At 51.5% G+C, this 13,690-nt stretch carries 14 protein-coding genes and 1 other RNA gene; 1 reads left to right on the forward strand and 14 read right to left on the reverse strand.

Features of this window, described 5'->3' with window-relative positions; genetic code table 11:
* Positions 1-4 precede the first annotated feature (4 nt).
* The 14 genes from HJV72_RS18145 to HJV72_RS18210 form a co-directional block, all read right to left on the reverse strand.
* On the reverse strand, positions 5-547 hold the full coding sequence (locus HJV72_RS18145; RefSeq protein ID WP_208073153.1) for a flavodoxin family protein: 543 nt from the start codon (positions 545-547) through the stop codon (positions 5-7).
* Positions 544-1,041, reverse strand: coding sequence for an aminoacyl-tRNA deacylase (locus tag HJV72_RS18150; protein WP_208073155.1), 498 nt, complete (start codon positions 1,039-1,041; stop codon positions 544-546). Before HJV72_RS18150 ends, HJV72_RS18145 begins: the two co-directional genes overlap by 4 nt.
* Positions 1,042-1,164: 123 nt before the next feature.
* Positions 1,165-1,514: RNase P RNA component class A (gene rnpB, locus HJV72_RS18155), an RNA gene on the reverse strand.
* Between the two features lie 49 nt (positions 1,515-1,563).
* Complete coding sequence (rnhA, locus tag HJV72_RS18160) at positions 1,564-2,037, reverse strand: ribonuclease HI (protein ID WP_066575313.1); 474 nt, start codon at positions 2,035-2,037, stop codon at positions 1,564-1,566.
* Positions 2,038-2,049: 12 nt separating this feature from the next.
* The gene (locus tag HJV72_RS18165; RefSeq protein ID WP_208073157.1) at positions 2,050-2,733 is read right to left on the reverse strand and encodes an MBL fold metallo-hydrolase; all 684 of its coding nucleotides are present in this window, start codon (positions 2,731-2,733) and stop codon (positions 2,050-2,052) included.
* 9 nt (positions 2,734-2,742) lie between these two features.
* The gene (locus HJV72_RS18170) at positions 2,743-3,210 is read right to left on the reverse strand and encodes a MogA/MoaB family molybdenum cofactor biosynthesis protein (protein ID WP_208073159.1); all 468 of its coding nucleotides are present in this window, start codon (positions 3,208-3,210) and stop codon (positions 2,743-2,745) included.
* A gap of 54 nt (positions 3,211-3,264) precedes the next feature.
* Positions 3,265-3,942, reverse strand: a complete 678-nt coding sequence (locus HJV72_RS18175) for an LrgB family protein (RefSeq protein ID WP_208073161.1) — start codon at positions 3,940-3,942, stop codon at positions 3,265-3,267.
* On the reverse strand, positions 3,935-4,321 hold the full coding sequence (locus tag HJV72_RS18180) for a CidA/LrgA family protein (RefSeq protein ID WP_208073163.1): 387 nt from the start codon (positions 4,319-4,321) through the stop codon (positions 3,935-3,937). The genes HJV72_RS18175 and HJV72_RS18180 overlap by 8 nt, the downstream gene beginning before the upstream one ends.
* A 171-nt stretch (positions 4,322-4,492) precedes the next feature.
* Complete coding sequence (spoIVA, locus tag HJV72_RS18185; protein WP_208073164.1) at positions 4,493-5,965, reverse strand: stage IV sporulation protein A; 1,473 nt, start codon at positions 5,963-5,965, stop codon at positions 4,493-4,495.
* Positions 5,966-6,026: 61 nt separating this feature from the next.
* A complete protein-coding gene (locus HJV72_RS18190; protein ID WP_208073167.1) occupies positions 6,027-7,463 on the reverse strand; it encodes a hypothetical protein in 1,437 nt (478 codons plus the stop codon).
* A 116-nt stretch (positions 7,464-7,579) separates the two neighbouring features.
* A complete protein-coding gene (locus HJV72_RS18195; RefSeq protein WP_066575289.1) occupies positions 7,580-8,863 on the reverse strand; it encodes an MFS transporter in 1,284 nt (427 codons plus the stop codon).
* Between the two features lie 39 nt (positions 8,864-8,902).
* Positions 8,903-9,775 (reverse strand): shikimate dehydrogenase, encoded by an 873-nt coding sequence (locus HJV72_RS18200; protein ID WP_208073169.1) that lies wholly within the window; start codon positions 9,773-9,775, stop codon positions 8,903-8,905.
* 25 nt (positions 9,776-9,800) lie between these two features.
* On the reverse strand, positions 9,801-11,726 hold the full coding sequence (locus HJV72_RS18205) for an oxidoreductase (protein ID WP_208073171.1): 1,926 nt from the start codon (positions 11,724-11,726) through the stop codon (positions 9,801-9,803).
* 34 nt (positions 11,727-11,760) lie between these two features.
* Entirely contained in the window at positions 11,761-12,600 is an 840-nt protein-coding gene (locus HJV72_RS18210; protein ID WP_208073174.1) for a sugar phosphate isomerase/epimerase family protein, read from the reverse strand.
* 198 nt (positions 12,601-12,798) lie between these two features.
* Here HJV72_RS18210 and HJV72_RS18215 point away from each other — a divergent pair, with 198 nt between their 5' ends.
* Positions 12,799-13,686 carry a LysR family transcriptional regulator gene (locus HJV72_RS18215; protein WP_208073176.1) on the forward strand — a complete coding sequence of 296 codons (888 nt, stop codon included), beginning with the start codon at positions 12,799-12,801 and terminating at the stop codon, positions 13,684-13,686.
* Positions 13,687-13,690 lie beyond the last annotated feature (4 nt).

Raw genomic sequence — 13,690 nt, forward strand, 5'->3', positions numbered from 1 at the left:
ACATTTAGATTTCCTCTCCGAGGCGCTGGATTTCTTCCAGGATTCCTGTCTTGTCGACATCTCCTTTTTCGCTTGCATTTTCTGCTATCACGTGCCCTCTGTCGTTCCACTCCAGATAGTCGGCCATAATCTCATATGTCTTCACGATACCGGCAAATGCTTCTTTCTTATCTGCACCACAGACGAGCAGCATGCATTCCTTCGTCCCTTTGAATGGAGCTTCCCCTCTCAGAAGCGCGTAAAACCGGTCTATGACGGCCTTTATCTGCTCCGGAAAGGTAAACCAGTATAGCGGGGTTGCGAATACGATGACATCTGCCTCCAGCAGGACCGGTGCGATATGGTTAAAATCATCTGCATACACGCATGGGTTTCCGGCCTTATAACACCCTTCACATGCATGGCATCCCTGGATGTCAAGCTCTGCGGCACTGATTGTCGTAAGCTTGTGTCCTTTTCTACCTGCGCCTCTGATGAACGCATTGGCCATCTTTTCACTGTTGCCGTTCTTTCGGGGGCTTCCTGTTATCACTACGATATTCTTCATCGGCTTTCCTCCTCTCTCTTCCATCCGCTGCAGATATCTATCCACTGCCTGCACCCGGTCACCTCATATAAGTCCCGGCCGGTAATGCCGACCGCACTGTTGCCTGTGCCGCCGGACGTATACACGTAATCTTCCATGAAGCGCTTAATGGATATGTCCATATATACCTTGGCCCTTTTCCCGGGAAGGGCGATGGGGCTTACCGCCCCTGGCCTGCAGCCTGTGTAATCCATCAGGTCTTCTTCGTCCAGGACGACCCTTTTCACTTTGAACTGCTTTTCGTACTTGGCAGCATCAATCTTCGCATCTCCTGACAGTATGATTACATTGGCGCCGATAGGCGCGGCAAATACAAGCGTCTTGGCTATCTTCTCTGCCGGTATGCCGAGCAGCTTCATAGAATCTTCCGTACTTTCAAACTCTCTCTCACAGTCACGTATCTCATATACAAACGACTGCCTTTCCAATAATTTGACCACTCGATCTGCTGCCATAATCGTTCCTCCAAGTTCGACCTTTTTATCTATATCATCAGCCAACGTCAAGCCAGCTTGGCTTTGGCGCGTCGCTCACGGGCATAAATCACAAAAAGACATGGTACCGTAATACCACGTCCATATGCAAGCAAGACGATAAGCCGGGTTATGTCGTTGGGTAATCATCTATCTAGACCTGCTGTCGCCAGCAGGTTCCAGCAACCTACCTAAGGCGTGGCGGGCCGCCACAATGCCTTTATCCGGTCTTGCTTCGGATGGGGTTTACATGTGCCCTCCCTGTTACCAGAGAGGCGGTAGTCTCTTACACTGCCCTTCCAACCTTACCCGGATGAACCGGGCGGTACATTTCTGTTGCACTGGCCTTGGAGTCGCCTCCACCGGACGTTATCCGGCATCCTGCCCTGTGAAGCCCGGACTTTCCTCACCTGCGGCCTTTCGGCCCTCGCAGCTGCGATTACCTGTCTTACTTGCATCTCATACTTTACCATACTCTATCCTTATTGTAAAGATACACGTCTGTCAGATTCCTTCATCCTCTATGAGTCCATCTCCGTCCGCCGCGGTGGTTGCAAGCGTATCGCACCGTTCATTCTGCGGATGACCGTCATGTCCTTTTACCCAGATGAACGTGACTTTGTGAGGCTCTTTTGCCTTCAGCAGCCGCTGCCACAAATCCACGTTCTTTACCGGTTCATTCTTGCCGCGCTTCCATCCTTTTTTCAGCCACCCGTCTATCCAGTGCTGATTGAACGCGTCCACCACATATTTTGAATCAGAGTACAGTTCTATCTCACAGGGCCGGTTCAGCGCTTCCAGACCAGCGATGGCAGCCATGAGCTCCATCCGGTTGTTTGTCGTCTTCTTATACCCCTGTGAGAGTTCTTTCGTGTGCAGCATGCCTCTGGAATCTGTATATTCCAGGACCGTGCCATACCCTCCCGGCCCGTCCGGGTTCCCCCTTGCGGCTCCGTCGGTATATATTTTTACGTGCATATCATCTCTCTCCTATATTTCAAATGTCTGTCCATCTTCTGTAATATGCATGACTTTGGCTTTATAGCCTGCGGCAGCCTCATTATCCATCAGACGCTCGTATACGTCGTATCTGTCCCACATATGCATAGGGAATACGCAGTTCGTATGCGTATGCTTCATGAAATAGTCAAGTCCCCAGTAATACTGCTCTTCCTGCCTGGGATCCAAAGGTACGAATGCCACATCTATGACCTCACCCTCCAGCTTGCCGATCTCGTGCTGGTAATTTCTCCGCATCATCTCATTATACGCGGGACTTTCCTCTTCCCAGTGCCACCAGTTCAGATCCCCCGCATGATATATCGTCTTCCCTTCCGCACGTACGAGGAAGGCGATGCCTTCATCTGTCGAACGCAAGGTGCTGATGCACAGGCCATCCACCTGGAGCTCCTGCCTGGGGCCTGCATAGATGACACGCTCCGCCTGTCCGTCCGCCTTGATGTCATCTGACAAGATATATGTTATGTCGTCGTATATTCCGGCCCACGTAAATATTTTCTTCTGGAAGTGGTCCGGATGAGCGTGGCTGGAAAATACATATACGCTTTTCTCTTTTGGAAGAAGCGGGAGCTCTCCCCTGTAATAATCAAAGACAAGGACAGCTTTTTCCAGTTCAAGGACGAATCCGCTGTGATTCATGTAGGTTATTTTCATATGCTCGTTCTATTCTCCTTTTATGACTTCTACCGCATGGGTAATCTCAGGCAGCAGATAATCCAGGCACTGCTTTACTGCCTTCGCATTGCCGGGCAGATTGACGATGAGCACGTCCCCCCTGATTCCGGCTGCACTTCGGTTCAGCATCGACCGCTTTGTCACCTGCATCGTGAATGCGCGCATGGCTTCCGGAATACCGGGAATAGGCCTGTCCACGACATCCATCGTCGCCTCCGGCGTACAATCATGCGGCGCGCAGCCGGCTCCTCCGGTGGTGAGTATCAAGTCGGTCAGGTGGGCGTCCGCCATCCTCTGCATGACAGTGGATATCACCTTGCGGTCGCTTGGAAGCGCTTTCATAAACACGACGCTGTGCCCGGCGTCTTCCATAATCTTCTTGACGACCTGTCCGCCCGCATCTTCTTTTAGCCCTTTGTATATCTCTGTACTCGCTGTAATGATTGCAACTTTCATACTGTACCTCCATAATTTCTCTTAACGTAGTCATATAGTAAAATATTAACGCTTTTACAAAAATAATGCAATGATTACGGTGCATATTCCTGCAATCCCCATGGACACGCCGCTCACAGCTCCTTCCACCTCTCCCATCTCTATCGCCTTTGCCGTGCCGATGGCGTGGCTTGCCGTGCCGAATGCCACTCCGGTGGCGACCGGATCCTTCAGCTTCAGAAGCCGTATGATGAACGGATGTATGATTGCTCCACCCGTTCCGCATATGATTACCGCCATCATAGTGACAGAACGCAGGCCGCCGAGCTGGTCGGACAAATCCAGAGCTATCGCTGTAGTCACGGACTTCGGAAGCAGCGACGCCAGCATATCCTGGCGAAGCGCAAGCAGCCGGCAGAGCACAATCGTACTTCCCATGGATATCAGGCTGCCGGCAAGACAGCCGATGACAATCGGAAAGAACTGCTGCTTCAGAACCTTCCTCTGCCGGTAGATGGACAGGCCGATCATCGCCGTGGCCGGAACGAGGAACAATGAGATGAACTGTCCTCCCTCCATATAATCCTTATATGGAATGTCAAGAAGCTTGAGCACCGCCACACAGAGCACCATGGCGATAAGCAGCGGATTCGCAAGCGGCGACTTTATCCTCTTCGCCGTCCAGTCTCCTATATAGAAAGTAATGACCGTAAGAAAGATTCCAAACAGAGGATTCGCCCACAGATTACCCATCGGACGCACCTCCTTGCCCCGCCAGCTTATCCAGGCATATCTGAACTATCCTTACCGTAACGTATGTGCCGAGAAACGTCAGCACAAGCGAGGCACATACGACGAGGAGGAAGCCTTTCAGCTGTCCTTTGAGAAGTCCGATATCCTCCACCATACCGATGGAAACCGGCACGAACACGATTGCCATGTTAGACAGCATAAAGTCCGCCGTCTCCTGGATATGCCCCACCTTCAACAGCTTGAGGCCGAGCAGAGCGGCCAATATCAGAATCGCTGTCACGCTGCTCGGGAAGGCAATCGGCAGCAGAGATACGATAAACTCCGCCGCCAGGCAGATTGCCAGAATAATCCCAAGCTGCCTCAGTATCTTCATATTCATATACAAAACTCCCATCATCAAGAATGGATTGCGCTGCGCGCAGTCTCCTGAAGATTATAACATAAAAATACAGTCAAGTTCCACCCTTGACTGTATTTTTTGAAAGGGGTCAGACCCCTGCATAGCATAGGGGTCTGACCCCTTTCAAAATTCTTCAAATTATCTGACTATTTATATGATGATGCAGACGAGTCCTCCGTTGCTGTCATTTACGATTTTCTGCATCGTATCCTGCAGTTTTACCTGGCTCTCGTCATTGATGACGGCCATCTTATTCTGCATGCCGTCCATCACGAGATCTTCGATGGATTTGCCGAAGATGTTCGTGCTCCAGATTCCGCCTTCTGTATCTCCGGCTTCCTTGATATAGCGTACGAGGTCTTCCGCCTGCTGTTCGCTTCCGACGATCGGAGCGATTTCTGTCTCGATGTTGGCCCGTATCAGGTGGATGGACGGAGCCTCCGAGTGGATCTTGACGCCGAACTTGTTGCCCTGTTTGATGATGACCGGCTCTTCCAGCGTTATCTCTTCTTTCTTCGGGCTGACGACGCCATAGCCTTTCATGCGGACTGCGGCAAATGCATCCTTCACCCCTTCGTATTCATCCTTGAGTTCTGACAGGTTCTTCATTGCCGCGATGAGCTCATACTGGCCGGCAATCGGCGTGCCTGTCAGCTCGCTTAGCATCTCGTAATAGAATTTATCCGCGATATCTATTCTCACCTTCACGCATCCGGTATCCATTTCGATATGGTCTACCTTCATGTCATTTATGTAAGGGCTTTCCGGCTTTTCAAGCCCGGCCGCCGCGTCTTTGATCTCTCCGAAACCGTCCATAACTGTCCGGATATGTTCCAGCATATCCTGCTTGATACGGTGGTCTCTCGGAAGCATCTCCACCCACTTCGGTATAAAGAACTGTACTTCCGATACCGGAAATTCAAACAGAACCGCCTCCATGATCTGGTAGATGTCATCTTCTTTGAGCTGTTCGCAGTTCACCGGCATGGCCTTCACGCCATACTGCTGCTCCAGCTCCTGTGCAGTCTCCCGCGCCTCATCCCCATATGGCTTCTTGGAATTCACCAGCACGATAAACGGTTTCCCGATGCTCTGCAGTTCCCGGATTGTCTTTTCCTCTGCTTCCCGGTATCCCTGCCGCTCGATATCCCCGATGCTGCCGTCTGTCGTCACGATGATCCCGATGGTTGCATGATCATGGATGACTTTTCTCGTTCCGATGGTTGCCGCCTTGGTAAATGGTATCTCATAGTCAAACCATGGCGTCTTTACCTGCCGTTCCTCTCCGCCCTCGATATGTCCGGACGCGCCTTCTACCATATAGCCCACGCAGTCTATGAGACGTACTTTGACAGATACGTCGTCCGACAGCTTTATCTCCGCCGCTTCTTTCGGCACGAACTTCGGCTCTGTCGTCATAATCGTCCTGCCTGAAGCCGACTGGGGCAGCTCATCCTTCGTCCGTGACTTTCCATGCTCATCCTCCATATGCGGGAGTACCAGCACATCCATGAAACGTTTGATAAATGTAGACTTTCCGGTACGCACCGGCCCTACGACTCCTATGTATATTTCCCCGTTTGTCCTGGCTTGTATATCTTTGTACAGCTGAAACGTGTTCATTGTGAATACCCCCTTGTTATGCTGATACAAGTGTATGCATTGCAAGGGGGTATTATTCCGATTAATTTTCTATGTATTTCTGCGCCGCGAGCGCTTTTATCTCTTCTTCCTTCGATTTCTCTATCGCTTCCAGCTCGGCCGTCGTCGGCACTCCGAGCTTCTTCTTCTGGAACTCCATGTTAGACAGCAGGAAGTTCAGAGCAAAGCCTGCGAGCAGTGCCCACGCAGAACCTTTGAACGCCAGCACCGCGGCCATGATACCGGCAATGCTCCTGTCCGTGTTCGACTTGCAGTATTCCATACCGATCCTTGCACATACATATGCCTGGAACAGCAGCGTAATCGCGGAGCCTACTCCCATGATCGGCTTCATGAATGACACGACCGGTACGAGGATGACACTGAGGAATGTCGCCATACGGAAGGAGCTCATCCCTCCGATCAACGACTTCATCGCCTTCTTCCCTTCCTTATACCGCACCGCTACGGACACCGTCATACCGACCCAGAGGGGCCCGGCCAGCGGCGGGAAGGGTGCAAATATAGCAAGGATAAGGTTACGCAGGCCGCTGATCAGGTTAGAGCGACTCGAATTGAAATCAATATGCTCGTCATCTCTGCTCTCCTGTGCTTCCTTGACAAGCGTCTCAGACGTCACGAAATCACCGAACGCCAGCACATAGCAGATCAGTGCAAGAGGCATCGCCTGTATGAACATAGCAAGCGGCGGAAAGCCGACGGAAAATACGCTGACCGTCTCAAATATCTTGCCAAAATCAGGAATGCGGATTACGCTCCCCAGTTCCAGCGTCGGTTTGGCAAGCTCCCCGAGCAGTACGCCGAGCAGCATCGCAACAAGATAGGGAAACAGGTTCCCATACTTGGCCATGATATCCAGCAGCTTTATCTTCCCTCTCTTTCTCTCACAGAATGGAGAAAAGCTTAAGAAGGCAAGCAGCAGCGTTCCCGCCAGCGTTGCGACAGGGGCGGTCAGAAGCTGGCTCCCTTTCTCAAGCTGCCCTTGGATAACCGTAATCGGAGCCGCCAGGAGGATTCCTCCTTTGATAGAGGTGGGAACGCTGTGCACGAACTTGTCTGCCAGCCTGGTCACGCCCATGAAGATAAATACAAGCCCCACCAGCAGCTGTACCGCAATCATCGCCTGTATCCTCTCCGGCCCTTTGTCGAACCCGCTGATAAATGCCAGCGTAAACGGCAGGGTCGGCGTAATCCAGCCCGGTACGACAGGGTCGCCGAGCCACCCGTGGAGCATATACATGAATACTTCTAGGATGACACAGCTCCATGCCAGTTCATACGGTATGCCAAGATAGTCGGTCAGATATGGAATTGAACTGAGTGCGGTGGCACCCAGAATCAGGCCCTGGAAAAACTCTACATACTCAATACGGTAGTGCAGCCCCGGGATTCTCCACTGGAATGGTCCCAGTGGGATATAAGGGAGTTCTTTTGGATTTCTTTCTCTTCTTGCACTCATATGTGCAGCCTCCTCCTTCATCATTCTATAGCAGATATCGTTCGTTAAAAGACAAACAATATCTGCCTGCAAGAAACTCTGCTCTCATTTTAAGAGCAGAGCTCCTAGAAGTATCTTTATGCCTCCTGCCTGCCTAATGGGTTGCTGCCAAAGATCTTCTTATACTGTATGGTCAGATAAGCCATCATTACTACAGCCACGACTGCTGCCACAAGAAGCAATGCCATCATCGTATAGATTGCAGATGTCTCACCGATAGATTTCGTCATCGCGGATACGATGTACGGAAGGAAGCAGCTTGCCAGCCCCATCCACGTATAATAGATGCCGGTATTCCTTCCCTTCGGACCCGGACACATCTCCTGTCGGACGCCAAGCCCCGTCTGGAGGGCACCGCCTGCTGCGAAGAAGCCAAGCAGGGCAATCGCCACGTACACGACGCCTACGTTCTTGACGAGAAGTACGATAGCAAGCGCTGCCGCCGTAAATGCCGAATCAATTAGCACGACTTTCAGAGGATTCCACTTCAGCTTGCCCATCATGATAGCCCAGAATATGACGGCGATGATAGAGCCTGCCGTATAGATGGAAGTCATGCCTGCCGCCTGCATCTCTGTCAATCCGCAGTTGGTCATGCCGAATGCTTTCGTATACTGCTGCGCACCGTACATGATGAACATGCAGAGGAAACCGTAAAACATCGTGACAAAGTTCACCAGACCACCCGGCTTCGTCTTCATCCGCGCCTTTGCGGCATCTATTTCAGCCTGTGCCGCATTCGTCGTCTTTCCGTCTGCGGTCTTCACCGTCTCCTTCATCTGGTCGTCATATACGAACGGCGCAATTACCGCAAGGATAACACATACCACAGACAGAATCAATGGAATCCACACATTTATCTTCCAGTTGCCGGAGGAAGAAAAGTGAACCGCCATAAGTGGATATATGATACCTGATACTGACACGAATGCTTTGATTCCGATAAGCGCTGACCCTGCATACTTCGGGGCCGCCTCCTGCACTGCCGGGTAGAGGGACGCGTCCCAGAATCCGGAAGTGGCCACGCCTGCAAGGAATGCACATACACATGCCACCGTGAAGTTCGTAGAGAACAGCAGGCCCGCAAAGCAGATGATATACAGTATGCCTCCGGCGACCGCCATCTTCTTCCGCCCAATCTTATCCGATACCTCACCGCCGAGCCATACGGTCAGGAACTTGCCGAATCCGGTCGCCGTGATTGCCAGCGACACGGCCGCCGCCCCGGCCACTTCATCCGTGTACCCCCACTGCGTGAAGAAGTTTACTTTGTTCTGTGACAGGATTATTGCCTGGATTCCATGGGTAAAGTAGCACATATAGACTGTCACCAATGATAGAATATACTTCTTTGCTTTCATCCTCATTCTCCTATTCTTTTCTTCTATAAAAACAGACGATTACTTATTTTCTTCCTGAAACCTCTGGTACTCCTTAAGAGGCATCTTCTTGCCTACGAACAGTTCATAATTCACTGCCCCCTGCTGCTCCAGCATACCTTTTCCACCGACTGCCACACAGCCGGACTCCTCTGCCTCCAGTATCATCTTCGTCTTCTCTGGGCTGTATACGGTATCTGCAACTATGAGGTCCTTACGGTACAATGACTTGTCGATAAGAGATACGTCATCATATGGTTCCATGCCCATAATCGTCGCATTGATTACGATATCGCAGCTGTTCACTGCCTCTGCAAGCTTTTCCTTGTCTTCCAGGTCTTCTACCGTGACAACACAGTCCGGGCACTTCTTGGCCAGCTTAGCCTTCGTTCCCTCTGCTCTTGTGAAGAAGTCGTCCTTAGGATTAAATATCTTCACTTCCTTTGCCCCGTCAAGCGCAAGCTGGACCTGTATCGCCGTAGCAGCACCGCCGGCGCCAAGTATGACAGTCTTTTTGTCCTTCACGCTGATGCCGTTCAGTTCCAGGTTTTTCACAAAGCCGACGCCGTCCGTCACATGGCCTGTAATCACGCCGCCATCATTGACAAATACGTTGCATGCACCGATGATTTCTGCCGCCGGAGACAATTTATCCACAAGTTCTGCCGCCACATTCTTACACGGCATCGTGAAGTTTCCGCCTCTCATGTTCAGCAGGCGGATGGCTTCAAACACCTTGGGCATCTGCTCAACATTTACATCAAATGCCATATAGGCATAGTCCAGACCATCGTGCTGGAAACTGAAGTTATACATGGCCGGGGATCCTGAATGCCCTACCGGAGTTCCAAACAATGCCATCAAACCTGTATGTCCTGATATTCTCTTTTCCATCTTATTTTCCTCCAAAATATTCTGCCTAGACCTGCATCGCAGCCGCATACGCTTCTTTTGTCGCATCCAGCGCCCTGCGTGCCCTTGTGGCGTCCCCTACTACGTATACTTCCTGTCCGAGCTCCTCGAGCTGTTCCGCAAATGGATTGTAGTTTCTGAATCCCATGGAAAGGACAACGGAGTCGAAGCCTCGTGCCTCATGCCTTTCGCCGTCCGGTGATTCGTATTCCACGCCATCGTCGTAGAACTTGCATACTTTTGCGTTGACAATCTGTTCTACTTTATACTCCTCAAAGTCCTTCATCACATATTTTCTGTGCTCGGATATCATATCGGCCCCCATCGTATCCCGGAATTCGATGATGCTTACCTTGTGCTGCTGTTCCCCAAGGAACGCGGCTATCTCGCATCCAACCATTCCGCCGCCCACGACAAGCACCTTCTCTCCTGCCTTCCGTCTGCCGTCCAGCAGATCGGAGCCATGGATGATGGCCGGATTATCGATACCTTCGATTGGAAGAATCAATGTCTTGGATCCGGTTGCGACTATGACTGCATCCGGCTTCTCTGCCTTCACCGTCTCCATGTCTGCCGCCGTATTCATCCGCACCTTCACTCCGGCTTTTTCGCATCTTACGATGTAGCTGCGGATCATGCCTGTAATATCGCCTTTGCCCGGAGGATAGGCCGCCAGCCTCATATTGCCGCCCAGTTTGCCGGTGCTTTCATACAGAGTAACGTCGTGTCCTCTCTCTGCACAGACAAATGCCGCGCACAGTCCGGCAACACCGCCGCCGATGACCATGACTTTCTTCGCCTTTTCCGCTTTCGGGTATCCTTGCGCCTCATGTCCGAGGAACGGGTTCGTCAGGCAGCAGATAGGCTCCCCTTTATACATATTGGCGACACAGCCCTGAAGACAGGCGATACATGGTATCATATCCTCCAGGCGCTCCTGCATCGCCTTCTCAGGCATATGAGGATCTGCCAATGACTGCCGTCCGAACGCAACCAGATCCGCACGTCCTTCCTTCACGAGCAGTTCCGCGTACTGAGGTTCCGTAAACCGCCCTACCGTGATAACAGGGATGGAAACCGCCTTTTTGATCTCTGTCACCAGTTCTGCAGAAAATCCTGCATGGACCGTGGTCGGTGCCCACATGTATTCATCTTTGATATGTACCGCACGGGAAACATGGAGGCATTGTACTCCGCACGCTTCCAGATAGGCCGCTATCGCCGCGCTGTCGTGCACATCTACGCCGCCGGGGACTTCGTCCGCACTGTTGATACGGGCCAGTATTGCCACCTTGTCTCCCACATTCTTCTTCACTTCTTCTATAATCAGGCGCGGAAATCTCATTCTGTTTTCAAAGCTGCCGCCAAATTCATCTACTCTTTTATTAGACCGCTGGGAGATGAACGTATTCACAAGATAGCCGTGCGCCATATGGATTTCCACCGCGTCAACCCCCGCCTGCATCGCGCGTCTGGCAGCCGCTCCATATCCTTTTACCAGCTCATATACCTGGGCTGTCGGTACTTCCTCCGGCGTGTCTCTCCCGACCGTTGAAGGGATGGCTGTAGCCGCCTGAATCGGAGTGCCCGCATTCTTTGCATTTCCTTCCGGTCCTGCGTTCTGAAGCTGTACGGACACTTTCGCCCCTTCCGCGTGGCAGGCGTCCACAATCTTCTTCAGGCTCTCTATACTGTTGTCATTGTAAAGGCAGGGCTTTCTCGGACCGCCTTTCGCCCCCTCGTGGACTACCGTGGCTTCTATCGTGATAAGGCCGAACTGCCCCTTCGCCCGTTCTGCGTAATATGCTGCAGACTGTCCGCTCCACGTACCGTCCGTATTGGCGAAGTTGTTGCCCATCGGCGGGACCACGAAGCGGTTCTTTACCGTCATAGGACCAATCTGTATTGGTGAAAACATATTGTCAAATCTCATATCTTTCCCTCTCTCTTATCTTTCTCTGAATCGATTACGCCTCAGCCACTTCCGGCCACGTCTCTTTCAACACCTTCACCGTGCTGTCGTATGTATGGGCCGCTGCTTCTTTTATGCCTCTTGCAAGGATTTCGTCTGATATGACTTCCACGCCCACTACTGCCGGTTCGATGCCTGCATCCTTTATCATCTTGACAAATCCGGCCGTATCTTTAGCTCCGGTCCCTGGTGCAAGCCTGTCGTGCATAGATTCATCCCTCAGGATCGTCTTGGCGTATGGCCTGTCGTACGCGTCATTGATCTGGATCGATACGACCTTCTTCGCAATCTCTTCTGTCAGGATGTCATACGGCTGGTTGGCACGTACCCAGTGCCACGTGTCAAGGATGAGCATCGCATTGTCACATCCGCTTGCTTTCACTATTTCCCATCCTTTTTTCAGATCAGGGATCCCGCTGTATGGCATCGGCTCAACTCCGATAATCCGCTTCCCTGCTCTGTGGCAGAGTTCCTTCAGCTTCTGTGCCGTATGCTCTACGGAATAGTTCTCCATAAGGCCGCAGTTGATATGGTTTACGCCGAACAGATCGCACATATGGAAGCACATCTGCTCTTTATATTTCTGCTCATATGAACGGTTGTCTTCTGCCCACTGCACGATATACTCGACTTCCGTAACCTTCATTCCGTGCTTCTTGAGGATTGCCATGATATCATCATCATAAAGCCCTTCATTCAACGCATCTACATACGTCTCTGCCCTGAGTCCGATGCCTTCATATCCTGCCTCCTTGGCAGCGATGACACGGTCCTCAAATCTGCATTGGTCTCCCAGCGTCCAGGAGCTGATAGTGATTGGATATTTTTTTGACATAATACATTCTCCTTCCATTGTTAAAATTGAACATGATTTTTTTGTTTCTGCCGTTCAATCTTGTTACTTTTACTATGGTTTCATTATATTCTATCGTTAAATTAAAAACAAATTGGTAATTTTAGCCGAATTCATAGATTTTGTTTATAGATTATGTTAGAATGTGGACATGTCGAAAAAAGACGAAAGGAGCAGTATATGAATCTGTACCATCTCAGATATTTTGTTACCCTGGCCCATCTGGAACATTATACGAAAGCTGCCGAGATTCTCGCCATCACCCAGCCTAGCCTGAGCCATGCCATCTCTTCACTGGAAAAAGAGCTCGGAGTCAAGCTGTTCGAGAAGGAAGGGCGCAATGTCGTCCTGACCAAGTGCGGACAGGCGTTCCTCACCGATGTGGAACAGGCGCTTGGCATGCTGGATTCCAGCATCAACAAGCTCCAGATGACCGGTACCGGGGAAGGGCGTATCGACGTGGCCCTGCTGCGCACGCTGAGCACCTCGGTAGTTCCCCAGTTCGTCCGTGGCTTTCTGGATACCCGCCCGGAAAAAAACATCGACTTTTACTTTCATGCATCCACCGGCCTTACGCCGGATATCATACAAGGCGTGAAGGAACGCAGATACGACGTTGCGTTCTGCTCCCTCATGGAAAACGAGCCTTCTATAGAATTTACGCCGATTGCCAGGCAGGAGCTCGTTGTGATAGTACCGGAAGGCCACCCCCTCTCCGGCCGCCGTGAGATAGACCTGGCAGAGACGCTGGCGTATCCGCAGATTGTATTCTCCAGGCGGAGCGGCCTTCGTCCCATCATCGACCATCTCTTTGAGAAATGCGGAGGACATCCTGACATCGTCTACTCGCTGGAAGAAGACCAGGCGGTTGCGGGACTCGTAGGCGCCGGGTTCGGCATAGCAGTTGTTCCAAGGATGGAGATACTAGGCTATATGCCCGTACATACCATCAAGATACTGCACCCTGCGTGGGAACGGCTCTTCTACATGGCGACGCTGAAAGACGTGTACCAGGCCCCTGCCATAACAGATTTCAAGAAATACGTGGCGGAACACGCGGACCTGTAAATGG

Source organism: Extibacter sp. GGCC_0201 (assembly GCF_017566055.1).
In the GTDB taxonomy this organism is placed as follows: domain Bacteria; phylum Bacillota; class Clostridia; order Lachnospirales; family Lachnospiraceae; genus Extibacter.

What these genes read in the sequence shown, in the direction of transcription:
- spoIVA (WP_208073164.1), bottom strand. Translation starts at nt 5,965, where the DNA reads ATGAACACGTTTCAGCTGTACAAAGATATACAAGCCAGGACAAACGGG.
- HJV72_RS18195 (WP_066575289.1), bottom strand. Translation starts at nt 8,863, where the DNA reads ATGAAAGCAAAGAAGTATATTCTATCATTGGTGACAGTCTATATGTGC.
- HJV72_RS18200 (WP_208073169.1), bottom strand. Translation starts at nt 9,775, where the DNA reads ATGGAAAAGAGAATATCAGGACATACAGGTTTGATGGCATTGTTTGGA.
- HJV72_RS18150 (WP_208073155.1), bottom strand. Translation starts at nt 1,041, where the DNA reads ATGGCAGCAGATCGAGTGGTCAAATTATTGGAAAGGCAGTCGTTTGTA.
- HJV72_RS18215 (WP_208073176.1), top strand. Translation starts at nt 12,799, where the DNA reads ATGAATCTGTACCATCTCAGATATTTTGTTACCCTGGCCCATCTGGAA.
- HJV72_RS18175 (WP_208073161.1), bottom strand. Translation starts at nt 3,942, where the DNA reads ATGGGTAATCTGTGGGCGAATCCTCTGTTTGGAATCTTTCTTACGGTC.
- HJV72_RS18205 (WP_208073171.1), bottom strand. Translation starts at nt 11,726, where the DNA reads ATGAGATTTGACAATATGTTTTCACCAATACAGATTGGTCCTATGACG.
- rnhA (WP_066575313.1), bottom strand. Translation starts at nt 2,037, where the DNA reads ATGCACGTAAAAATATATACCGACGGAGCCGCAAGGGGGAACCCGGAC.
- HJV72_RS18165 (WP_208073157.1), bottom strand. Translation starts at nt 2,733, where the DNA reads ATGAAAATAACCTACATGAATCACAGCGGATTCGTCCTTGAACTGGAA.
- HJV72_RS18170 (WP_208073159.1), bottom strand. Translation starts at nt 3,210, where the DNA reads ATGAAAGTTGCAATCATTACAGCGAGTACAGAGATATACAAAGGGCTA.
- HJV72_RS18210 (WP_208073174.1), bottom strand. Translation starts at nt 12,600, where the DNA reads ATGTCAAAAAAATATCCAATCACTATCAGCTCCTGGACGCTGGGAGAC.
- HJV72_RS18145 (WP_208073153.1), bottom strand. Translation starts at nt 547, where the DNA reads ATGAAGAATATCGTAGTGATAACAGGAAGCCCCCGAAAGAACGGCAAC.
- HJV72_RS18180 (WP_208073163.1), bottom strand. Translation starts at nt 4,321, where the DNA reads ATGAATATGAAGATACTGAGGCAGCTTGGGATTATTCTGGCAATCTGC.
- HJV72_RS18190 (WP_208073167.1), bottom strand. Translation starts at nt 7,463, where the DNA reads ATGAGTGCAAGAAGAGAAAGAAATCCAAAAGAACTCCCTTATATCCCA.